The 23,070-nt window shown below is 59.6% G+C and carries 20 protein-coding genes and 2 pseudogenes; 13 read left to right on the forward strand and 9 right to left on the reverse strand.

The window, feature by feature from the left end; all coding sequences use genetic code 11:
• Positions 1-37: 37 nt before the first annotated feature.
• Positions 38-385: a hypothetical protein gene (locus QWI20_RS03850; protein WP_369304252.1), complete on the reverse strand. Its 348-nt coding sequence runs from the start codon at positions 383-385 to the stop codon at positions 38-40.
• Positions 382-1,701, reverse strand: a complete 1,320-nt coding sequence (locus QWI20_RS03855) for a DUF6861 domain-containing protein (protein ID WP_369304253.1) — start codon at positions 1,699-1,701, stop codon at positions 382-384. The genes QWI20_RS03850 and QWI20_RS03855 overlap by 4 nt, the downstream gene beginning before the upstream one ends.
• Positions 1,702-1,943: 242 nt before the next feature.
• On the opposite strand from QWI20_RS03855, the pseudogene QWI20_RS03860 reads away from it, so the two are divergent.
• Positions 1,944-2,324 (forward strand): annotated as a pseudogene (locus tag QWI20_RS03860) (ATP-binding protein); the annotation flags it as partial.
• Positions 2,325-2,911: 587 nt separating this feature from the next.
• On the opposite strand, the gene QWI20_RS03865 reads toward QWI20_RS03860, so the two are convergent.
• Complete coding sequence (locus tag QWI20_RS03865) at positions 2,912-5,038, reverse strand: TonB-dependent siderophore receptor (RefSeq protein ID WP_369304297.1); 2,127 nt, start codon at positions 5,036-5,038, stop codon at positions 2,912-2,914.
• Between the two features lie 251 nt (positions 5,039-5,289).
• On the opposite strand from QWI20_RS03865, the gene QWI20_RS03870 reads away from it, so the two are divergent.
• Together QWI20_RS03870 and QWI20_RS03875 are read left to right on the forward strand one after the other, a co-directional pair.
• On the forward strand, positions 5,290-7,455 hold the full coding sequence (locus QWI20_RS03870; RefSeq protein WP_369304254.1) for an outer membrane assembly lipoprotein YfiO: 2,166 nt from the start codon (positions 5,290-5,292) through the stop codon (positions 7,453-7,455).
• A 23-nt stretch (positions 7,456-7,478) separates the two neighbouring features.
• Positions 7,479-8,195, forward strand: coding sequence for a DUF3142 domain-containing protein (locus QWI20_RS03875; RefSeq protein ID WP_369304298.1), 717 nt, complete (start codon positions 7,479-7,481; stop codon positions 8,193-8,195).
• Between the two features lie 264 nt (positions 8,196-8,459).
• Here the strand turns inward: QWI20_RS03875 and QWI20_RS03880 are convergent, their stop codons facing one another.
• The 3 genes from QWI20_RS03880 to QWI20_RS03890 are packed head-to-tail and all read right to left on the reverse strand — an operon-like array spanning position 8,460 to position 11,443.
• On the reverse strand, positions 8,460-8,777 hold the full coding sequence (locus tag QWI20_RS03880; protein ID WP_369304255.1) for a hypothetical protein: 318 nt from the start codon (positions 8,775-8,777) through the stop codon (positions 8,460-8,462).
• A complete protein-coding gene (locus QWI20_RS03885; RefSeq protein WP_369304256.1) occupies positions 8,774-10,138 on the reverse strand; it encodes an acyclic terpene utilization AtuA family protein in 1,365 nt (454 codons plus the stop codon). Before QWI20_RS03885 ends, QWI20_RS03880 begins: the two co-directional genes overlap by 4 nt.
• On the reverse strand, positions 10,139-11,443 hold the full coding sequence (locus tag QWI20_RS03890; protein ID WP_122534422.1) for a CitMHS family transporter: 1,305 nt from the start codon (positions 11,441-11,443) through the stop codon (positions 10,139-10,141).
• 164 nt (positions 11,444-11,607) lie between these two features.
• Between QWI20_RS03890 and QWI20_RS03895 the strand changes: the two genes are divergently transcribed.
• The 10 genes and pseudogenes from QWI20_RS03895 (at position 11,608) to QWI20_RS03940 (ending at position 20,931) form a co-directional block, all read left to right on the forward strand.
• Entirely contained in the window at positions 11,608-12,501 is an 894-nt protein-coding gene (locus QWI20_RS03895) for a LysR family transcriptional regulator (RefSeq protein ID WP_369304257.1), read from the forward strand.
• A 151-nt stretch (positions 12,502-12,652) separates the two neighbouring features.
• On the forward strand, positions 12,653-13,153 hold the full coding sequence (locus QWI20_RS03900) for an Hcp family type VI secretion system effector (protein WP_369304258.1): 501 nt from the start codon (positions 12,653-12,655) through the stop codon (positions 13,151-13,153).
• Positions 13,154-13,180: 27 nt separating this feature from the next.
• Positions 13,181-13,594 carry a polymorphic toxin type 44 domain-containing protein gene (locus QWI20_RS03905; protein WP_369304259.1) on the forward strand — a complete coding sequence of 138 codons (414 nt, stop codon included), beginning with the start codon at positions 13,181-13,183 and terminating at the stop codon, positions 13,592-13,594.
• Positions 13,554-14,015, forward strand: coding sequence for a hypothetical protein (locus QWI20_RS03910; RefSeq protein WP_369304261.1), 462 nt, complete (start codon positions 13,554-13,556; stop codon positions 14,013-14,015). Before QWI20_RS03905 ends, QWI20_RS03910 begins: the two co-directional genes overlap by 41 nt.
• Positions 14,008-14,298, forward strand: a pseudogene (locus QWI20_RS03915) (LysR substrate-binding domain-containing protein); the annotation flags it as partial. The gene QWI20_RS03910 and the pseudogene QWI20_RS03915, both read left to right, overlap by 8 nt.
• A 213-nt stretch (positions 14,299-14,511) precedes the next feature.
• Positions 14,512-15,393, forward strand: coding sequence for an iron uptake transporter permease EfeU (gene efeU / locus QWI20_RS03920; RefSeq protein ID WP_369304262.1), 882 nt, complete (start codon positions 14,512-14,514; stop codon positions 15,391-15,393).
• Positions 15,394-15,401: 8 nt separating this feature from the next.
• Entirely contained in the window at positions 15,402-16,613 is a 1,212-nt protein-coding gene (gene efeO, locus QWI20_RS03925; RefSeq protein WP_369304263.1) for an iron uptake system protein EfeO, read from the forward strand.
• A gap of 65 nt (positions 16,614-16,678) precedes the next feature.
• On the forward strand, positions 16,679-17,995 hold the full coding sequence (gene efeB, locus QWI20_RS03930; protein ID WP_369304264.1) for an iron uptake transporter deferrochelatase/peroxidase subunit: 1,317 nt from the start codon (positions 16,679-16,681) through the stop codon (positions 17,993-17,995).
• A gap of 27 nt (positions 17,996-18,022) precedes the next feature.
• Complete coding sequence (gene efeO, locus QWI20_RS03935) at positions 18,023-18,847, forward strand: iron uptake system protein EfeO (RefSeq protein ID WP_369304265.1); 825 nt, start codon at positions 18,023-18,025, stop codon at positions 18,845-18,847.
• 716 nt (positions 18,848-19,563) lie between these two features.
• On the forward strand, positions 19,564-20,931 hold the full coding sequence (locus QWI20_RS03940) for a DUF6861 domain-containing protein (RefSeq protein ID WP_369304266.1): 1,368 nt from the start codon (positions 19,564-19,566) through the stop codon (positions 20,929-20,931).
• Positions 20,932-21,099: 168 nt separating this feature from the next.
• Here the strand turns inward: QWI20_RS03940 and QWI20_RS03945 are convergent, their stop codons facing one another.
• The 3 genes from QWI20_RS03945 to QWI20_RS03955 form a co-directional block, all read right to left on the reverse strand.
• Positions 21,100-21,390 carry a hypothetical protein gene (locus QWI20_RS03945; RefSeq protein WP_369304268.1) on the reverse strand — a complete coding sequence of 97 codons (291 nt, stop codon included), beginning with the start codon at positions 21,388-21,390 and terminating at the stop codon, positions 21,100-21,102.
• A 287-nt stretch (positions 21,391-21,677) separates the two neighbouring features.
• The gene (locus tag QWI20_RS03950; protein ID WP_369304269.1) at positions 21,678-22,448 is read right to left on the reverse strand and encodes a molybdopterin-dependent oxidoreductase; all 771 of its coding nucleotides are present in this window, start codon (positions 22,446-22,448) and stop codon (positions 21,678-21,680) included.
• A complete protein-coding gene (locus tag QWI20_RS03955) occupies positions 22,441-23,064 on the reverse strand; it encodes a cytochrome b/b6 domain-containing protein (RefSeq protein ID WP_369304270.1) in 624 nt (207 codons plus the stop codon). Before QWI20_RS03955 ends, QWI20_RS03950 begins: the two co-directional genes overlap by 8 nt.
• Positions 23,065-23,070 lie beyond the last annotated feature (6 nt).

The following is a 23,070-nucleotide window of genomic DNA, read 5'->3' on the forward strand; positions in this document are numbered from 1 at the left end:
GCGATCGGGATCAGGGATGCGCATTATGACGGTCTGACTATTTGTCGAACGATACAACCGTGATTTTTCCATTCTCAGGGTTCACGGAATAACTCACTCCATTCCAGTTGCCCGCAATAAGATCGTGGTTCTGGCCTATGTTGATATTCACATACGGTTTGTCATCTTGAGTTCCATGGGGGCTTTCTTCTATCTGCCAGAGGACTTCGCCCTCATGGCTAATCCCATAAACATTCCTGTTGAAAATGACACCGGCTGGAGGTTCGACGCGAACGATAATCAAATCATGATAAGTAAGTGCCTCTTCGACAGGATGCGGAAGATCGAATGTCCGGTCACCGATGGTAAGTTTTCCGTGGACTATCAAAAATGCAATGTTATTCATTGGCCAAGCCTTATAGTGTTTTTAAACGCGGAGGTGGGCAGTCGTTGAAGCAGCTCGTACTGCGTGGCATTTCCCGTCCCACCAAACACTGGATTTACTACTCCGGTCCTAATCCGGGTTCCGGCTGGAACAGATACTTCTGACATGAAGGTGGGGAGCTCAGGAAGTGCAAATTTAGACTTGATTTCCGCTGCTGTAAGCCCCTTTATGGCCTCTGATTTCATCATCCAGGAGCGCGCCATATTCGTCTCTCCATGTACCCTTACATAGACGTCATCAACAGTGGATGTAAATTCCGTGACTCGGGTCCCAGGCTTATAAGGTGGCGACCAACCTTCAGGAAACGTCGAGTTCACTTCAGCTGCGGAGCGAAACTCAATATCTGTTCTTTTGGCATACTTGCCAGGCGCAATGTTCTTTGAAGGCTCGATATCCGGCTCTGCGACTTTCCCTGAAGGATTCGTCTCATCGACTCGCAACTCGGGATTGGAAAGCATCTTTTGCTGATTTCGCTCAAGCCAAGCCGCCAGCTCTCTGTTAGGCATTCCGGCCCGCAAGCTTGCACTTCGTGTGGCGACGGTTTCCATGGTGTTGAGCACACCACCCACTATCCGCCCGCGATTGAGGTAACTGACGATAGCCGTGAAGAGAAGCAACACCAGTTGTTCCTGACCACTTGCGAGCTGCCGCGCTGCACGACCAAGGCGTTCGTCTATCATGGCTGCGGAACCACCTGTAGGGTCTAACCCCGCTGGCGTTAAACCATCCTCGGCGCACCACGCCATAGTTACGCCTTCGTACAAGGCGATTACGCAAGGCATCAGTCCCCGGCAAAAGTATTCACTTATGGCTGCCAAGCCGAGAGCCATCAGGATTAGGTTGCCCACCTGCAAGCCAATGCTCCCACCGATCATGGCTCCAGGCGCCGCGCCTGCACCAAACGCCATCGACCCTGCGATGCCGCCTGCAAGCGTCCCGACCGCGACGCTCCCACCCACAATCATTACGACTTCTCGAATTAACTGCATCAAGACCGGAAGAATCTTTTCGATTTCGATCGATGCCCACTTTCGCGTCAGGTCAGCATGAACAATCGGGTAAGACATGGCCACTGCGAGCCGTAAAGAGTCAATGTGGCTACCGCCCGCGTAGCCGTAAGCCGTCGTAGCGGCACTGCCGATACGACGAGTGAATCCGTCCCAGCTATCGTTTGCGCTTTGCAAACCATGATCGATGCTTTGATTTATCTCGTTGAATCTATGATCGAGGTTTCGCTCCACGTCATCCCAACTTGGAACGTTTTTTAGAAGATCCATTTATTACCTCAGTCCTTCGCAAAGAGTGGTAACTGCCTCCAATGCGGGTTTGAATTTACCGAAAGCCTACGCCTGAGCTAGAAAACCATTTAGCCGGAGAGGTCGAATGCCTCAAGCCGCACCGGTACCATAGTCATTACCCCGGATGCATGCGGCAATTGCTCCATGCAGAGATCCTAGCCCTGCATAATGTGCCGCAGATTAACAAGCTTTTCGAGAGATTCGAGTTTTATGCCAAAACCGGCGCGGTCATCGACACCCGCCCCCACGCCCTGCGCCGGGTGCTGGTCAACCTGACTGACAATGCGTTGAAATTTGCCGGAGCGGCGGAGATTCAAGTGCAGACCCACACCGACCAGAGCCTGACGCTGCGAGTGCTGGACCGCGGCCCCGGGATTGCCGAAGGGGAATTGTCGGAAGTCATCAAACCCTTCTACCGCGTGGAAAGCTCACGTAACCGCGACACCGGCGGTACCGGGCTGGGCCTGGCGATCGCGCAGCAATTGACGATCGCACTGGGCGGCACGTTGAGCCTCACCAACCGCGAAGGGGGCGGGCTGTGCGCGCAATTGAAACTGCCCGCGCGGGTAGCAATTGGGGTGGTGAAGATCACGGATTTGTAGGAGCCTGCTTGCTGGCGAACCGGTTTGTTGATCGTCCACACGCTCTGCGTGGTGATGCATCCCGTGACGCTCTGCGTCATCCCTGAGATTGAATGTGCATCGCTATTGGACGCAGAGCGTCCGGGGCGGCTTTACCAAGCAGAGCGTGGGAACGATCGACATGCTGCAGGGTGACGCCTGACGCATTCCCGGCTAAAGCCGGTCCCACTAAAAGCAACGCGTGCAGTCAGTGGCACCAGTTCACGGCGCCCCCTGTAGAACCGGCTTCAGCCGGGAGCTCTTGATCTGCGCAGCGCCTTTGATCTTGATCTTCCTACGCAAAAATTCCGGACGACACCCATCGCGACTTGGGTGCAGGCTGAACGCAGGTCTCGCGGAGTGGGCCGAGCCGCATGGATGCCGCGAGAGCCGCCCCCGCCATGGATGGCGGATGGCCCACGGAGCGAGACCGGAGTGAAGGAACCCTGAGGAACGAAGGGCCCAACCAGGAGCATAAGCCCTTGGTTACTTGGGGCTTTTCCAAGTAACTCGCCGAAGGCGAAACACGAGGCCGTTAGGCCGACGCTCCTGATCTTGATCTTGAGAAATCAAAAATCCAGCTTCACCCGCGCCACCAACTGCCGCGGCTCGCCGATGGAAATCGCCGGCGAACCCAACCCGCTCGCCGAGGTGTAGTACTTCTCGTCGAACACGTTTTTCAGATTCAACTGCAGCGTCACATCCCGCTCATCCAGCTTCACCTTGTACGCCACAAACGCATCCGCGACTTTCGAAGACGGCAGGTAATACTCCTTCCCCGCGCCATCATTCACACCCCACCGGCTGGCAAACCGTGCACCGGCGCCCGCGCGCAGATCACCCACACCAACGTGGCCGAAGTCACGGGTCAGGTACACCGCGCCGGTGTGCTTCGACACACCGTCCAGCGGCTCGCCCTTGAGAATCGGGTCCTCCAGCACTTTGGTGTCGGTATAGGCGTAGCTGCCGGTGATACTCCAGAACTCGTTCAACTGCCCGGTGATGTCCGCTTCCAGCCCGCGCGAGCGCACCTCGCCGGACACCCGCGTGCAGGTCTCGGTGCCGCACGCTTCGCTGGTCTGTACGTTCTGCTTGTTGATGTTAAACAGCGCCACCGTCGCCGTTATGGCCTCGTTCTGGAACTTGGTGCCGATCTCGTAGGCCTTGCCCTCCTCCGGCGGCAGATCGCCAATCGGCGAAGCAATCGAGGTGTTCGGGCGGAACGACTCGGTGTAGCTGCCGTACACCGACCAGTCCGGCTGAATCAGGTAGACCAGCCCGACGCGGGGCACGACCTTGCTGTCCTTCACGTCGGCGCCGACCACGAACGGCCGGCCCTTGCCGGTCAGCTCGTCGAACGCGTCATAACGCAGGCCGGTCTGCAGAATCCACTTCTCGCCCAGGTGCATGGCGTCCTGAACGAAGAATGCATGGGTGCGCAGGTGATCGGTCTGGTCGCTTTGCGCGGCACTGACCGTGCTCGGCTCCTGAGTCACCCCATACACCGGCGCGTTGTAATTGAAATCGACCTTGTTGGCGCTGCGATACAGATCGCCCAGATCGCGGTCGTTCTTCATGTAATCGGCGCCGATCAGCAGCTCGTGGCGCACGTCGCCCCAGTACAGATTGCCGAGAGCGCTGACGGTGGCCGTGTGCGCGAACTGCACGGCGTCGCGGGTGGCGTCGCCGCGACGGGTCACGGCACCGGTGTTGTAGTTGGCCGAGATGAAGCGTGACTGGTAGTCGTTGTAGTAATTGCGGCTGTAGGCGTAACCGGTGCGCAGGGTCCAGGTGTCGTTGAGGCGATGATCCATGCGCACGTCAAGGGAATCGGAGCGCCCGCTGGTGACGTTGAACGGCTCGTCGAGACGCCGGCTGCGCGGGATGTCCAGCACCTTGCCGGTCTTGGTGTTGAGCTGCGTGCCACGGTCGAACGGCACCGAGTATTCCATGTGCTCGTAAGCAACGGACACCGTGGTGTCGTCGCCATACCAGGCCAGCGACGGCGCGATGACCGACTGATCGATGCTGCCGAAATTGCGCCAGTAGTCGTAGTTCTGCTTGTCGGCGATCACGCGGTAGGCCAGGCCGTTGGTGCCGATCGGGCCGGTCAGGTCAATCTGCTCGCCGCCGCCGCCAAAACTGCTGCCAAACGCCGAAATTGAGCGCGCCTCGACCAATTGCGGTTTCTTCGTCACCACATTGATGACGCCACCCGGGTCCTGCACGCCGTAGAGCATCGACGCCGGGCCCTTGAGCACTTCGATGCGCTCGGTGGTCGGCGTGAAGTTGCGCGCCTGCACCGATTGCATGCCGTCGCGCATGATCGAGTTGTCGCGGTTGGTGCCAAAGCCGCGCTTCTGAATCGCGTCCTGGGTGCCGCCCAAGGTGTTGCCCTGCTTGACGCCGCTGACCGCATTGATCGCCTCGTCCAGGCTAGACGGCTGGCGGTCTTCGATGACTCGGTTGGTCACCACGTTGACGCTTTGCGGGACTTCCACCAACGGTGCTTCGGTGCGCGTGGCTACGGTCGCCTTGCGCGCCTGATAGCTGTCGCGGCTGTGCTCGGTTTCGCTAACCTCGGGCTGGGACGTGGCGTCGATGTTGACCGCGTCCAGCTGCATTTCTTCAGCCCAGGCGACGGGGCTCATGCCCAGCGAGCACAGCAGCGCGGTGGCTGAGCACATGCCCAACAGGGAGGTGGGACGAAGAACAGGAAGACCGGATTGAGCTGTCATGGAAGCAAGAACCTGAGGCGTCGATAAGCGATGCGGCCGTTACGAAACGCATCTGATTCTCACTACACGGATGCCAACCTGGTTTACCTCACATCAATTTGAAAATAATTGTGAATCAGGTGCCCGTGTCCCTCGGTGGATCGCACGAAACACCCTGTATCATTCGCTGCGCTTACCCTCTTCTTACGTAACGAAATCAAGGACTGTTCATGCGTATCCGCTCCCTGACTCCTCTTGCTTTGATCATTGGCGCGACGATGGGCGGCCAGGCCCAGGCCAGCAGTGACAACTCCTGCTACCCCACCTGGTCACTGTTGCGCGATTCACTGGACGTCTGCAACAACCTGCCCTTCCTCACCCCCGGCAACGACAGCCGCGTCAACCTGCGTCTGCTGCTGGCCGATCGCAAGGCGCTAACGCTCAAGCCCAACGCGCTGACCGAGCAGGAACTGGTCGAGGGCTATGGCCCGGTGCCGTTTGCGGCGTTCAGGTTGGCGAATGAAGACATCGAGGGCGACGAAAGCGAGGAGTCAGGCGCCGCCGCCATGGGTGACCTGCTGGGCAAACTCAGCCTCAGCCGCGACAGCACCGACACCGCCGGCCAGGGCTTCTTGCAGGGCGAAGGCAGCCGCTGCCGCAGTAACCGCGACGAGAGCGCTGCCGATTTCATCGGCCAGTTACTCGACACCGAAGGATTGTCCGCCACTGAGCGCCAATCCCTGGCCCGCGCCCGTCTGCAACTGCTGGACGCGTGCACCTGGGAGGCGGAAAAACAGGCCAGCCTGTTGCCGACCGATGTTCAGTCGCTCGAGGCCAAAGCGTTCGTCGTTTACCTTCGCGCGGCGTCGGACTTTTACAGCGGGCGCTTCAGCGACGCTGAAAAAGGGTTCAACAGCCTCGCCGACAGCACCCAGCCGTGGCTCAAGGAAACGTCGCTGTACATGATCGCCCGCACCCGGATCAACGCCGCCGAGCAGGACGCGTTCGACGAATACGGCAGCCTGAAGGAAGACCGCGATCGCGCCGCTTACGCAGGCGGCGGTCAAGCCATCGAACGTTACCTCAGCGCTTACCCCGACGGCCGCTACAGCCGCTCCGCCACCGGCTTGCTGCGCCGGGTCCACTGGCTGTCGGGAGACACCGACAAACTGGCGGCCGACTACACCTGGCAGCTGACGGAAGCCGGCGAAGCCCGCGCGTCAAACTCGCCCGAAGCGTTGATTCAAGAGGCCGACAACAAACTGCTGACCGCCCTCACCGACGCCACGTCATCGCCGTTGATGACAGCGACCCATGACCTGATGATCATGCGCCCGGACCTGCCAAACCGGCTGACCCGCGAAAAGCTCGCGGCGCAAAAAGCGCTGTTCGCAGAGCAACCGGCGATGTTCGACTATTTGCAGGCCGCCTTCGCGTTCTTCGTCGACAAGAATCCGGCCGAAGCGCTGAAACGCCTGCCGAACGAGGTCCCCGAGAAACTGGATTACCTCGCTTTCAGCCAACAGACCCTGCGCGGCCTCGCGCTGGAAGCCGGCAACGACCTGCCCGCCGCCCAGGCGCTGTGGCTGAAACTGCTGCCGCTGGCGCAGCAACCCTTGCAGCGCGAACAACTGGAACTGGCGCTGGCGATGAACGACGAGCGCAGCGGACAACTGACGAAGGTGTTCGCCAGCGATTCGCCGATCACGTCCGCCCAGGTGCGGTTGATTCTGCTGGGCAAGGTGGCCGACGCGGCGCTGCTGCGCCAGCAGATCGGTCAGGGCATCAGCGATACCGAGAAGGCCACCGCCCAGTTCGTCCTGCTCTATAAGGAGCTGCTGCACAGCCAGTACGCCGCGTTCGCCGATGATTTGAAAACCCTGCCGGAGCTGCCCGCCGACACCAAACTGGGCACCAGCCTGGGTTATGTCTATGACGCCGGTCAGACACTGCAGTTGTTCCGCTGGAACGGCGCCAAGGCCGAGTCGGGTTACGCCTGCCCGAGCATCGGCGAGATCGCCGCCGCGTTGCAGGTCAACGACAAGGACGCCAAAGGGTTGAATTGCCTGGGTGAGTTCATCCTGCGCAACGCCCTGGACGGCATGCCGCTGGACAGAAAGCCCGACGCGGGTGATTTGGGCAGCAGCGAGCCCGGCTTCAAGGGTGAGGTGTTCTCTCGCCTGAACGGCTATCAGACGGTGATCGCCGACAGCAAGGCCGCGCGGGACGACAAGGCCTACGCGCTGTTTCGGGCGATCAACTGCTACGCGCCTTCCGGCTATAACAGTTGCGGCGGCAAGGACGTCGCCCCGGCCGTGCGCAAAGGCTGGTTCAAACAGCTGAAAACCACTTACGGCGCCACCAGTTGGGGCAAATCGCTGCAGTATTACTGGTGATGGAAACGCCATTTAGCTGGCGGATGCTTGTCGGCGGGTTGATCGGTTTGTTCATCACCGGGTTGAACAGCGGCGTGGCCTGGGCGGCGGTGGACGCCGGCGAGCACAAGGCCTTCTGGCTGTGGAGCGGCGTGGCGACGCAGCCGGTGCTGGATCGGGCGCAGACCCTGTACGTGCTGCAGGGCCAGATCAGCGCAACCCGTCGTGATCGACAAATCCCGGTGCTGATTGCCCAGGGGATGGGCGTGAGGCGTCTGCCCCAGCGGGAGGTGTGGATCGTCTACCGCGCCCACACCCTGCGCTGGCCCGAGCCGGTTTACAAACAGCTGTTGGGCCAGGTGCAACGCTGGCGGGACACGGGCACGGCGGTTGCTGGCGTGCAGATCGATTTCGATGCGCGCACCCGTTATCTGCAGGACTACGTGGTGTTTCTCAAGGACCTGCGCCAGCGACTGCCGCCTGAGCTGAAGCTGAGCATCACCGGTTTGATGGACTGGAGCAGTAACGCGGATTCGCTGGCGATCAGCGAGTTGAAAGGCGTGGTCGATGAAGTGGTGGTGCAGACCTACCAGGGGCGCCACAGCATCCCTGACTACGCCGCCTACCTGCCGCGCATCAGCCGGATGGGCCTGCCGTTCAAAATTGGCTTGGTGCAGGGCGGGGAATGGCAGGCGCCCGGGTATCTGCAGGACAGCCCTTGGTTTCGGGGGTATGTGGTTTTTTTGTTGAATCAGAAGTAGGTGAACGGGCCGCGTTTCATGCAAGGGCGGCAGCAATGCTGTGTGATCGGTGGCCTCTTCCCGGCTAAAGCCGGTCCCACTAAGGACTGGCGTGCACTTCGCAGCACAGGCTTCAACCGGGAAACACCGGTATAGCTGGCACGCCGCGCACCCTGTGGGACCGGCTTCAGCCGGGAAACACCGGTATGGCTGGCACGCCGCGCACCCTGTGGGACCGGCTTCAGCCGGGAAGGCGTCGGCCACTGCACCTCGAATCCGGCGAAATCAAACCTCGATATCCAGCAACGCCGCCCCCAGCGCCTTGCCGTGGGCATCCAGCGCCAGTGACCGTGTAACGCCCCCCTTCAAAATTCCCGGCAGCACAAAATTCAGCCCGTGCACGTTCGGCAGTTCATACCGAAGCACCCGTGAGGCATCGTCCCCCAGCAGCTCGGCGAAATGCTCAGCCACCCGCTCGACCGTCAGCGCCTGCAGCAATCGCGGGTAGTCTTCCGCCTTAAAGGCGATGACCGAAATATTCGAAGTGTCGCCCTTGTCGCCGGTCCGGGAATGGGCCAGTTCGCGCAGTTTCACGGTACTCACGATGCGTCCTCCAGATGAACCTGCGCCTTGACGGCATCCCGCGGCATCAGCAGCGACGCCACTGCCACCACTTGCCGCACGCCCTTGGTCGCGCCGCCGCCGCCATAGGGCCCGTTGGTGTAGAGGGTTTCGACTTCATTGCCGATGCGCACGGCTTGGGCCTTGTCTGCACAGCGCGCCGCGACGCGCAGGCGCACTTCCCACGGCTCGGCCGCTGCCCGCGAACCCAGCGCAGCACCGTGCAACGCGTCCACGCCGATCAGCTCGGCGCGCACGTCATCGAAGACCACGCCGGTCAGCTGCAAACGTTCCAGCACCACGTCCCGCGCCAGTTGCGCGCGGGCCAGTGCGCCGGGCCCGCCGTAGGAAATCTGCCCCTCGCCGATCCAGCCATCGAGATAGCCCACCGACACTTTCAGCGTCTCGGGTCGCGCGCGGCCATCAGCGCCGTCAGCTCGCACTTCGTTGGCGGCCACTGGATGGAACGACACACCGGAAAAATCCGCCGTCACGTCAGGAGTCAGGTACGCCGCCGGGTCGTGCACTTCATACATCATCTGCTCGGTGCAGGTGGCGGTGTCGATGCGCCCGCCGGAGCCGGCGACCTTGCTGATCACCGCCCTGCCCTCGGCGTCGACTTCCGCCAATGGGAACCCGAGGCGCGCCAGGTTCGGGACCTCTTTCACACCCGGATCAGCAAAGTAGCCGCCAGTGATCTGCCCGGCGCACTCCAGCAAATGGCCGATTAACGTGCCGCGTCCCAGCCGCATCCAGTCGTTTTTTGCCCAACCGAACTCAAAGACCTGCGGCGCGAGAAACAATGAAGGGTCTGCCACACGGCCGGTAATCACCACATCGGCATCGGCCTTCAGCGCCTCGACAATCCCCTGCGCCCCCAGATAAGCGTTGGCAGAAATCATCCGATCACCCAACGAAGCAATCGTCGCGCCGTTATCCAGCACCTGTTCAGGACTCGCCTTTAAGGCAGCGAGCACGTCATCCCCCGTCACCGATGCGACCTTCAGCCCGTGCAGCCCCAACTCGATCGCAATGCGCCGCACTTCCCGCGCGGCCGCCAGCGGATTGGCCGCGCCCATGTTGCTGATCAGCCGAAGCCGCCGTTGCCCGCCTTCGCGTCCACGCCCCACAAACGGCAGCACGCGACGCATGCGCTCGCTCAAAAGCGGGTCGAAACCGGCTTCGGGATCGCTGAGCCGCGCCTGTTGTGCCAGGGCAATGGTGCGCTCCGCGAGGCACTCGAAAACCAGGTAATCCAGTTCGCCCTTCTCGGCCAGTTCGACCGCAGGCTCGATACGGTCACCGGAATAACCGGCGCCAGAGCCGATACGTAATGTCTTCATTTAAAACACTCCCAGCAGCAGTGCGGTCAGGGTCATCAGCACCGATGCGGCAAACAGAAACGGAATGGTGAAGCGTTGGTGGTCGGCCAGCTCGACCTTGCACAGCCCGACCAGCAGGAAGGTCGCCGGCGTCAGCGGGCTGACCGGGAAGCCGGTGGTGTGCACGCCCAGCAGCGAGGCCTGGGCCACTTGCAGTGGATCGACGCCCAGGGAGCGGCCGACTTCAGCGATTACCGGCATCACCCCGAAGTAGAAGGAATCGGGGTCGAACAACAGGCTCAGGGGCATCGACAGGAAGCCCACCACCATCGGAATCAGCTTGCCGTGACCGGCCGGGATTTGCGCCACCGCCACTTCGGCCATGGCTTTGAGCATGCCGGTGCCCTGCATGATCCCGGTGAACACTCCGGCGGCCAGAAGAATGCTGGCCATGGTCAGGGCCGTTTTTGCGTGGGCATCGATGCGCGCGCGCTGGGCGTCGACGTTGGGGTAGTTGATGCACAGCGCCAGCACCGTGCCGACCATGAACATCACCACCGGGTCGACCCAGCCGGAGATCATTATCCCCATGACTGCGATGGTCAGCAGCAGGTTGAGCCAGAACAGACGCGGCCGGCGCAGCACCGCTTCCTGCTCGGTCAGCACCCGCTGCGGCACCACATCGATGTGCTCGGCCGTGGTTTGAAAGCGGCCCAGCCCCAGGCGCTTTTCCTCACGCCGCCCGAGCATCCAGGCGCAGAAGAAGACAAACGCCAGGCCGACGATCTGCACCGGAATCAGCGGCTGGAACAGCTCGGACACCGGCACATGCAGGGCGGCAGAGGAGCGCAGCACCGGCCCGGTCCACGGCAGGAAATTCACCCCCGCCGCCATCGCCGCGACGCAGGCCAGAATCCGCCGGTCGATGCCCAGCCGCGTGTACAGCGGCAGCATCGCCGGGATCGTCACCAAGAAGGTCACCGCGCCGGAACCGTCGAGGTGCACCAGCAACGCCAGCAGTGCGGTGCCGACGACAATCCGCGTAGGACGCGTGCCCACCGTGCGCAGGATGCGGTCGATGATCGGGTCGAGCATGCCGGCATCGGTCATCACCCCGAAGAACAGAATGGCGAAGACGAACATGCCGACCACCGGTGCGACGTTCTTGATGCCGGTGATGATGAAGCCGCTGGTTTGCAGGCCGAATCCGCCGATCAGCGCGGCGATGATGGGCAAAGCAATCAGGGCGACCAGGGGCGAGAGGCGCTTGCTCATGACGGCGGCGAGCAGGCAGAGGATGGTAATGACACCGAGGGTGGCGAGCATGGTTTGATCCTTCGTCATCCCTGACCGGCGGGCGGCGGGATGAGCTGTTGTTGTTTTCAGCGAGTATCAAAACGAGGCTAAGCTTTGTAAATTGAAATGTTCGGCGCCCTGCGTTCGGAAAAACCGAATGACGTGCGTACGGCGACCGCTCCGGAAACTCAGCCATGAAGAACTCGATTCAGCACATCCGCGCCTTTCTGACCGTCGCCCACACCGGCAGCTTTGCCAAAGCGGCGCTGGAGCTGAACCTGTCACCGTCCGCCCTGACCGTGCAGATCCAGCAGCTGGAAGAATGGCTCGGCGTTGCCCTGCTGGAGCGCAGCCCGCGCCAGGTCAGCCTGACCGCGGCGGGCCAGAACAATCGCGGGCCCATGGAGAAACTGCTGCTGGACCTCGACAACATCGTCAGCGGCTCGCGGGATCTGGCCGCGCTGCGTCGGGGCGTGGTGACCATCGCTGCCCTGCCGTCGATGTGTTCCGGCACGCTGCCGCCCATTCTTAAAACCTTTCGCGAGCAGTTCCCCGGCGTCGAAGTGCGCTTGCGTGACGTGGTCGCGCAGCGGATCGATGCGCTGGTGCGCGAGAGCGAAGTGGATTTCGGGCTGGGGGTGCGGGCGCGCATGGGTCACGGACTGGCGTTCGAGGTGGTGATGGTCGACCGGCTGAGCCTGTTCGTTCCCGCTGACCATCCGCTGGCACGCAAGCGTTCGGTCACCCTGCAGGCGCTGGCCGGACAGCCGATCATCCTCACCGGTCGCGACAGCAGCGTGCGTGAGCGGGTGGAACAGTTATTTGCCGAAGAGGGGCTTGTGCTGACGCCCGGGCTGGAAGCGAACTACATGTCGACGGTCATGGCGCTGGTGCGGCACGGCCTGGGGATGACCTTGCTGCCGGAATCCGCCGACGAAGGCCGCGGCGATTTGACGCAGGTGCGCATCGAGCATCCTGGGGTGTGTCGGGAGATCGGGCTGATTACCCGAACGGCTGTGAGCCTGAGCCCCGCAGCCCAGCGATTCGTCGAAACAATGAAAAACGCGCTGGAACCGCAAAAACCTTGAGCGGTTTGCACGAGGACTGCTGCCGTATGCGCCGAAGACAGCAGGCCAGAGTGACAGTGGCAGCGAAGTCTCGAGTCAGCGTCGAGACTCCCATCAGGAATTGCTTCCGTGTACCATCCGGAGCCCAAAATCGTATTAAAAGGAATTAACGATGTCACTCGAAGCATATCTGCAGATTGAAGGCGTTCCCGGTGAAGCGCTCACGGAGGCCTACGAAAACTGGATTGAACTGCAAGACTTCGATCTTTCTGCCAGCCAGACAGCCTCCGCTACTTCCACCTCATCTGGGGGCGCGAGCTCCGGTCGAGCTTACATGAGCGACATGCTTGTCAAAAAAGCTGTCGACAACGCCACGCCGAAGCTGCATGAAGCATGCTGTAGCGGAAAGCACTTCAAGCAGGTTTCTGTGCATCTATTCCGCGCCGGAGACCCCAAAGTTAAGTACCTCGAGATAAAACTAGAAGAAGTGATCATCAGTTCATTTTCATTAACAGGCAATGGTGATCAGGACAACAGCTTCCCGAGCGAGCTTATCGCTTTGAACTATGGAAGAATTCAACTCATCTATTCCAAACAAAATCGAAAGACAGGACAGAGCGCGGGGCAGATTGCTGGCGGGTGGGATGCCATCAGCAATAAGATATTTTCATAACCACTCAAAATTTCGCAGGGAAAAGCGATGAACTACGAAATGCCAGCAGCTATTCGTCCGGGTGTCAATGTAGACGTCCATATGAAGCTTGCAAACGATCAATGGAAACGAGATCCGGCGACCGGTGCATTTATGAGCTGGTTTTACTACAAAGTGCGTAACCGCGCCCCGTGGGACTATAAACAGCAAAATCCCGAATGGGAAAACTTTGGCAATTTCCACTACGGTGCTGTTGGCACTGCAGGGCAACTTACCGAACAGCTGTTGCTGAGGGCGGCCGGATACGCGCAAAAAGCAGCCAAGACACAAAAAGCCGATCACAAGTGGGGTTACTGGTTCTGGCTGCCTCCCTACGGGGATGACCCCAAAGACCAGAAATGGATAAAGATGGGGATCTTGTATGCAAAATCCAAAGGCTACTATTTTCAGACTCACCTATAAGCACTCCTTCTGGGCTCTTGTAGTGCTTTTGATTATCAATGCACTGTTTGGGGATTTTTTTAACTTCGGCAGTGGCGCTGATGAGTTAGTCCTCAAAAGGCAACTGCCTCAGGGCGATTGGTTATACATTACACGCTATGGCGCGATGGCAACTGACGTGGACACTTTGCGTTTTTTTATTAGCAAACCGCTCGATGGCGATGACCTGGAAGTCCTCAAACAGCTTAATAAGGCAAGTGAATTCCTGATCACGGACAGTGCCTTAAACGATGTTTCTATCGAGGACACCCCCAATGGTGTAGGGATAAAAGTGAAAGGCGCAGTCTACCGATACTTCAGTAAAGAATATGTCACGGAGGGAGATGAGTTAAGAAGTTATCGGATCACGTTGACGCAGGTGGATACTGCGTCTAGGGACTGACAGCAGCGTGCGCGAGCGGGTGGAACAGTTATTTGCCGAAGAGGGGCTTGTGCTGACGCCCGGGCTGGAAGCGAACTACATGTCGACGGTCATGGCGCTGGTGCGGCACGGCCTGGGGATGACCTTGCTGCCGGAATCCGCCGACGAAGGCCGCGGCGATTTGACGCAGGTGCGCATCGAGCATCCTGGGGTGTGTCGGGAGATCGGGCTGATTACCCGTTCCGGATCGGACCTGAGCCCAGCAGCGCTGCGCTTTGTCGAGACCCTGAAAACCGCACTGTGAACGCTAAAACCCTCTTGCCGCTTGCGTGCCTGAAGCGTCCAGCGCCCCCACTGCCTGAATGGCACCTGAACACCTGCATACCAAGCAGGGTTTTGCAAAAAAACCAGTGCGCCCATTCAATAATGAGTATCATTATGTTACACAGTGGCGGAATGCGAATGGCTACCCGACGCATTCACGTCGCACACCCTAACAGATATGCACCGGTGATAAATGCTCGTTCCTTTTTTGATCATGCTGCGCGAAGGGATTGAAGCCGCGCTTATCGTTGGCATCATTGCCAGTTACCTGAGACAGACCGGCCGTGGCGAGTGGATGCCTGCGGTGTGGATCGGCGTGTTTCTGGCGGTCGCCCTGGCGCTGTTCGTCGGCGGTGGTCTGGAGATGGTCAGCGCTGAGTTCCCGCAAAAGCAGCAGGAACTGTTCGAAGGCATCGTCGGCCTCGTCGCCGTGGTGATCCTCAGCTCGATGGTCGTGTGGATGCGCAAAGTCGCGCGCTCGGTCAAACATGACCTGCACCAGTCCCTGGACGCCGCTCTGGCCGGGTCGAGAAACCAGACCTACGCACTGATCGGCATGGTGTTCTTCGCCGTCGCCCGTGAAAGCCTCGAAACCGTGTTCTTCCTGCTCGCCGTGTTCCAGCAGAGCGAAGGCGTGTCCGGCCCGCTGGGTGCGCTGTTCGGCCTGATCATCGCCGTGTGCATCGGCGTCGCCATCTACAAAGGCAGCATGCGCCTGAACCTGAGCAAGTTCTTCCGCTACACCGGCCTGTTCATCCTCGTCGTGGCGGCGGGCATTCTGGCCAACTCCGTGCGTTCGCTGCACGAAGCCGGGGTCTGGAACCACGTCCAGGACGTGGTCTTCGACATCAGCGCGATCCTGCCGATGGACGGCCCGACCGGCTCGGTGCTGGCCGGCATGTTCGGTTATCAGGATGCGCCAACCGTCAGCGTCCTTGTGGCGTACCTGGCGTACCTGGTCTTTGCGCTGTTCCTGTTCTTCAAGCCCCAGGCGCGGGTGGTGAGTCTGCCCACCCGCCCGGCCCATGAACACGGTCACACTTCTTCCGTTACGCATTCAGTTACGAACAAATAAGGGCTCCCATGAACTCCACTGCCAACGGCCTTCCTCCCAAGAAAGCCAAGCCCCCTCGCGCCTTGCAGTTCGCCGTTGCAGGCTCGGTGATTTTGATGATCGCCGCCGGCGCCATGTTTTATTTCGCCTCCCAGGCCGCGCAGCAAAAGCGCATCGCCAACAGCGGCAATGAAACCGTCGTGACCATCAACGCCAAAAGCTGCGAGCCGAATTCGATCACCGTGCCGGCTGGCAAGAACGCTTTCCGCATCGTCAACGCTTCGGATCGCGCCGTGGAGTGGGAAATCCTCGACGGCGTGTTCGTGGTGGAAGAGCGGGAAAACATCGTTCCGGGCCTGAGCCAGATCATCAACGCCAACCTGCAGCCGGGCGACTACGCCATCACCTGCGGCCTGCTGAGCAACCCGCGCGGCACCCTGCACGTGACGCCGACCGCTGAATCGGATGCCGCTGCCAAAGCGCGTCCGTCCATGGTCGCCTTCATTGGCCCGCTGTCCGAATACCGCGTCTACCTGAGCACCCAGAGCAGCGCGCTGATCCGCGCGGTCAATGATCTGCAACAAGCCATCGACAGCGGCGATCTGGTCCAGGCGCAGAAAGCCTACGCGCCGGCCCGTGCTGCCTATCAGCGCATCGCTCCTGCGGCCCAGCGCCTGTCCGAGCTGGACAACGCGATCAACGCCCGCGCTGATTACTACGAAAAACGCGAACAGGACCCGGGCTTCGGCGGCTTCCATCGACTGGAATTCGGCCTGTTCTCGCAGAAATCCGTCGATGGCCTGACGCCGGTTGTGCAGAAGCTGCAAACCGACATCGCCAGCCTGAAACAGCAATTGCTGGCCCAGAGCATTGCGCCGGAACAGCTCGCAAGCATGGTCGTGCGCAACATGCGCAGCATCGCCGAAGTGCGCAGCAACGGTGAAGAAGAACGCTACAGCCACCTCGACGTGAACGGCTTTGCCGCCAACCTGGAAGGCACGCGCAAGGTTATCGACCTGCTGCGTCCGCTGCTGGCCAAGTCCTCCGGCGACGTGCTGAAAAAGATCGACACCGCGAGCACCGCCCTAGATGACCAGTTGCTGATGCTCAAGACCGCCGACGGCTTCAAGCCGTACGACCAGGTCAGCACCGAACAACGAAAACAAGTAGCAGACAAGGCCAAGGCACTGGCCGACGCACTCGATGGAATCGATCCGGCCCTCGGCCTCTCAGGCCTGTGAGCGTGCCCAGGCGGGTGCCCCATGCACCCGCCCGGCCCTGAAACCAGAGCGAAGACAGCATTCACATGAAAGACTCCGATTCAAAAAACGCGCCGATCTCCACTGACCGTCGCCGCGTCCTGCTGGGCCTTGGCGCTGCAGGCGCAGCGGTGGCCGGTGCCAGCCTGACCGGGAACGCGTTCGCCGCCACCGCGCCGGCGCAGGTCACCGAAGCACCGAAAAGCGAAAAAACCCAGGACCACAACGCGTTCCACGGCACGCACCAGAGCGGCATTGTCACCCCGCGCCCGACCGCCGGGATGATGGTTTCGTTTGACGTGCTGGCCCAGGACCGCGAAGACCTGGAGCGCATGTTCCGCACCTTGAACGAGCGCATCGCATTCCTGATGACCGGCGGCCCCGTGCCCCAGGTCGACCCGAAACTGCCGCCACTGGATTCCGGCATCCTCGGCCCGGTGGTCACGCCGGACAACCTGACCATTACCGTGTCGGTGGGTGACTCGCTGTTCGACGACCGCTTCGGCCTCGAACCCGTCAAGCCCAAGCGCCTGCAGCGCATGGTCGGTTTCCCCAACGACGCGCTGGAAGCCGATTGCTGCCACGGCGATTTGAGCATTCAGTTCTGCTCGAACGCCCCGGACAGCAACATTCACGCCCTGCGCGACATCGTGAAAAACCTGCCGGACCTGCTGCTGGTGCGCTGGAAACAGGAAGGCACCGTGCCCGCCCAGGCTCCGCTGAAACCGGGCCAGCCGCCGGAAAGCGCGCGCAACTTCCTGGGTTTCCGCGACGGCTCGGCCAACCCGGATTCGAACAACCAGAAGACCATGAACGAGCTGGTCTGGGTGCAACCGGGCAGCGACGAACCGGCCTGGGCCGCCAACGGCAGCTATCAGGCGGTGCGGATCATCCGCAACTTCGTCGAGCGCTGGGACCGTACCCCGCTGCAGGAGCAGGAATCGATCATTGGCCGGATCAAAACCACTGGCGCGCCGATGCATGGCAAGACCGAAACCGACATTCCGAATTTCCAGAATGACCCCGAGGGCAAGGTCACCAGGCTGGACTCCCACATCCGCCTGGCCAACCCGCGTACGGCCGAAACCCAGCGCAACCTGATCCTGCGCCGCCCGTTCAACTACTCGAACGGCGTGAACAAGAACGGTCAGCTGGACATGGGTCTGCTGTTCATCTGCTATCAGGCGGATCTGGAGAAAGGCTTCATTACCGTGCAGACGCGCCTCAACGGCGAGCCGCTTGAGGAGTACCTCAAGCCGGTGGGCGGCGGGTATTTCTTCACCCTGCCGGGCGTGGTCGACAGCAACGATTTCATTGGCCGGTCCTTGCTGGCCGCCTCTGCCCACACAACAAAAACTGCCTGACAACCCTTACCTCACAGGAAGAGCTCTATGAAAAAGTCGCCCCTCGCTTTGTTGCTGACCTTTGGCGTGTTGCAGACATCGATGTCCGCGTTCGCCGCCACCGCGCCGCTGGATCTGGTCACGCCGGTTTCGGATTACAAGATCTACGTGACCGAAAACGTCGACACCCTGGCCGCCGACACACAGAAGTTCACCGACGCGATCAAGAAGGGCGACCTGGCGACGGCGAAAAAGCTGTTCCCGACCACGCGTCTGTCCTATGAATCGATCGAGCCGATCGCCGAACTGTTCAGCGACCTGGACGCGTCGATCGACTCCCGCGAAGACGATCACGAAAACGGCGTGAAGGCCGACGATTTCACCGGTTTCCACCGTCTGGAATATGCGTTGTTCTCGCAGAACACCACCAAGGATCAGGGCGTGTTCGCGGACAAGTTGTTGGCTGACGTGAAAGAGCTGCAGTCGCGCATCGCCGGCATCACCTTCCCGCCAGAGAAAGTCGTAGGCGGTGCTGCTGCGCTGATGGAAGAAGTGGCGGCGACGAAGCTGTCGGGCGAGGAAGATCGTTACAGCCACACCGATCTGTATGACTTCCAGGGCAACGTTGACGGTTCGAAGAAGATCGTTGATCTGTTCAAGCCACAGCTGGAGCAGTCGGACAAGGCGTTCGTGGCGAAGGTCGAGAAGAACTTTGCGACCGTGGATAAGATCCTGGCGAAGTACAAGACCAAGGACGGCGGCTACGAGACGTACGATAAGGTGAAGGAGCAGGACCGCAAGGCGCTGGCGGGTCCGGTCAATACGTTGGCTGAAGATCTGTCGCAGATGCGCGGGAAATTGGGTCTGAACTGATTCCTCAGGTGCTCAAGAGCCCGCTTGCCGAGAGATTGGCAGGCGGGCTTTTTTTATGGGCACGCCGTTTGTTCGATTGGAGCTCTATCCATCATTTGTGTGGGCTGGAATTATGGTTCCGCCCTTACGGCGGGTCACTTTTTCCAACAGCCGAAAAAGTAACCAAAAAGGCCCTGCTCCTGGTTTGGCCCCTCCTTCGTCGGGGTTCCTTCACTCCGGTCCCGCTCCGTGGGCCCGCGCCGAACGGGCATCCATGCCCTGACGGCGCTCTCGCCGCATCCATGCGGCTCGGCCCACTCCGCGAAACCTGCGTTCAGCCTGCACCCAAGTCGCGTTTGGCGGTGTTTGAGCCTTTTGCGTATGAAGATCAAGATCAACATCAAGAGCAGATCAAGGGCTTCCCGGCTGAAGCCGGTCCTACAGGACACCGCGTGCATTCAGTGGCACCTTGGGTCTGTTTAATCTATAGAGAAACGCCGTAAACAAGTCATTCCCCTTTATAAACAAGCCCCCATTAAACGCATTGACGTGCTGATTTTGAGCAACCTTTATGCTCCCTACAAACCCTGCGCAAACAACTTCAATCGCTGGATCTGAGGCAGATCAGATAACGTCCCACAGCGCGAAAAAACGGCATTGCCGAACACTTACTCAAAGATTTTTTTGTGTCGAGGTTGTACCATACTTACGAAAAACTCACCTAGGTCAGTATGTAAATGGATTTTCTAACAGATGTTCCCGGCTGGGATGACATAGAGCGAAACCTCGATCAGCAACTGAGTTACCTGAATCAGGCTGTTCATCGCGGTATACAGGCGGCCGATGATGGTTGGCACGGCTTTACCCGGAATGTCACAAACCGTGCGATCCAGGGATATGGCTACGTAGGCGGCAACCAAATAGATCATGTTCGCCAAGCAATGAATCTTTCCTATCCAATCATTTGTATGGACTTGACACGGAAGTGGTCTTCCATCGACATCGCCGAGATTCTACCAGTCCTACTGAAGCTGGTGCAGGAAGTGGTGATGATTGTCGGAGGCAGCGTGATGATTGGTGCAGCCGTGGGAGGTGTGCTGGGTTCATTAGCATTTGGGGCGGGAGCGTTACCGGGCGCGGCCATAGGTGGTGGTATAGGATTGCAGGTAGGCAATTTGATTCTCGCAGCATTGGGTCTGTATTCGGTTGCGGGTTACTTTTCCGACAATCTAGGACCATGCCTAGCAACAATTTCAGAAGGCCTCACCACCGCTTGGCAAGCCGAAGAGGGTTTGATATCGCCAGGTCTGGACCCCAGCGGTGGTTCTGCGGCGATGATTCAGGAGCGGACTGAAAGAGCCGCGCGCCAATTGGCAAGTGGCCAAGAGAAATTGGTGATGCTATTGCTGATGGCGATCGTGACCTATCTAACCCGGGGGCAGCTGCGGTCTGGAGTCATAGGTAGCCTGGATAGCATTGCAGCTCGCAGTGCCAAGCTTCAAGCGGAGATCACTAACAAAGAGTTCGCAAGCTGGCTGGCAAAAAATGAGCAGAAGCTTCTGTCTCAGCCAGAGCTACAAATTAAGGACCCAGTACCGTTGACACGTGCTGAGCCGGAACCACAGCCGTTGCGCACACCACAGGATAAAAGAGAGGAATCCGTCGGCTATATCGACTCCGTCGAAGCTGCACGCAAACGCCAACTCGCCATGCTTGAAAACAATCAAGGTTTCAACGTGAGCCCCATAGGCTGGGATGAATACCCAACAATAGGCCGTAACGGAACTTATATCTCTGATAGAGAAGCGATTTCCAGCATCACGGGGCCTCTAAATATAGGAGGTGAAACAGTGATAACTAAATCACAAGCAACACAGTTAGAGCAGGCGATGGGCTTGCAGCCGGGTTCCATGGCTGATGGGTTCAAGGTGCGCCAAGTAGACGGTATTAGAGAAATGCTTCCGCACAGCCCTCTACAAGGAAATGAATACTTTTTAGGAGCAGGTAAGCATCTTCCGGGGGGCGGGCCCGAGATGGTTATCAATTCAATTCCGACGATTGATTCTATAAATGTTAAAACTATTAGCACGGTGATTGTGAAATGAACTCTGTCAAACACACTACTAAGGCCTACGTTGCGGAAGGCGCGCTATCAGAAGTTGTGGTGAAAGTCATAGATGAGAGTGTGATTGGCCTACTCGAAGCATTGGGTTTCTCCCCCGCGCCTGATAAGGGACAGAGAGCGCTGTCTTTAACGACCCCAAATCAAAGCGCTAAAATAAAGGTTTTTGAAAAACTACGAGATGAAGGAGTGTGCTTTTCCGCTGGCCCGGATTGGTGTCCTGCCGACGTATTTGAATTCCTAAGAGATAACCACCTGTTGACTGGGCCATACCGAAAAATAGCGTGGCGCGGACCTGGCGAGCCGGAAATAACTGAAAATTGTTAGTCAGCGCTACAAAGTATTTAGTAAAAACTTGAACCTGTCCTATTCGTGCTAAAACGCTTCCCGGCTTCAGCCGGGAAGCTCTTGATCTGCTATTGATATTGATCTTGATCTTCATACACAGAAAGCCTAGACGCCGCCAATCGAGACTTGGGTGCAGGCCGAACGTAGACGACGCGCAGTGGGCCGAGCCGCATGGATGCGGCGAGAGCGCCGTCAGGACATGGATGTCCGTTCGGCGCGGGCCCACGGAGCGTCGTCGGAGTGAGGGAACCCGACGAAGTCGGGCCAAACCAGGAGCAAGCACCCTTGGTTACTTGGGGTGCTTTTCCAAGTAACTCGCCGAAGGCGAAACCCGAGGCCGTTAGGCCGACGCTTGTGACCTTGATCCTGAAAAGCGCAGGCTCAAATCCCGCTAAACCAGTTGTACCCCTGATCTTCCCAATACCCCCCGGGATAATCATTACTCACCACAATCTCAACGATATGCTTCGGATTCTTGAAGCCCAGCTTCGTTGGCACCCTCACCCGCAACGGATAACCGTACTCCGGCGGCAGCGCCACCTCGGCAAAATCCAGCGCCAGCAACGTCTGCGGATGCAACGCCGTCGGCATGTCCAGACTCGAGTAATACCGATCCGCGCACTTGAACCCGACAAACTTAGCCGTCGTATCCGCCCCCACATGCTCCAGGAACGTACGCAACGGCACACCGTCCCACTGCCCGATCGCGCTCCAGCCCTCCACGCAGATCAACCGCGTGATATCGCTGCGCTGCGGCAACTTGCGCAACCCCTCCAGCGTCCACGGCGCCTTGTCCCGCACCAGACCCGACACACCCAGCTTCCAGTCCGCCGTGTCCAGCTCGGGAATATCATCCTCGCTGTAAAACGCATTGAACGGAAACGGAGTGCGGACCTGATCCTTGCTGAACGTCGGCGCCAGCTTCTGCCCGCTGAACAGCCAGGCCTGAACCCGATCGTTCCAGCGCGACATGCTCCACAGCACCTTATCCACCTGATCGCCGTCCTGCAGGTTGCAACCGGTGAGCATCGCCATCGCGCCCACGGTCAGGCCGCCCTTGAGGAAATGCCGACGCTGAAGGCTCTCAAGCTGGATCTGCTGGGCCGGCTCCAGTTTGATGCGCGCAATGGCGCGTTTTTTAGGCTCAATCATGCTCGACCTTCCCGCTCTCAATCCCACGCGTGCCGCCGGTGATCATCGGCAACAGGGTTTTCGGCACCATCAGCACCAGGGCCAGGTGCACCACCACGAACGCGCCAATGAACGCCATCGCCGCAAAATGCACGTACCGGGCGAAGTCATAGCCGCCGAACACGGCGGTCAATTCCTGCAGCTGAATCGGCTTCCAGATCGCCAGCCCCGTGAGCACGATCAACACGCCTGCGGCCAGCACCAGCCAATACATCAGGCGCTGCACGGCGTTGTAGACGCCCTTCTCGTGCTTGAGACGAAAGCGCAGCGCGTCAAGCATGTCGCGCTTGACCGCCGTGGGGGTAACCGGCAGAAAGTCGCGTTTGAAATGCCGAGTGAACAGGCCATACAGCACGTAGATGAGGCCGTTGATCACCAACAGCCACATCACAGCGAAGTGCCACGCCAGCGCGCCGCCCAGCCAGCCACCCACGGTGAAATCCCGGGGGAAGGAGAAGCTGAACAGCGGCGACGCGTTATAGATGCCCCACCCGCTCATGAACATGCAGACCATGCCGAAGGCATTGATCCAGTGCGTCAGGCGGATGGGCCATGGATGAATTCTGGTTTTTTTCATGGTGCG

The sequence above is a fragment of the Pseudomonas sp. W2-17 genome (genome assembly GCF_041060445.1).
Taxonomy (GTDB): Bacteria; Pseudomonadota; Gammaproteobacteria; order Pseudomonadales; family Pseudomonadaceae; genus Aquipseudomonas.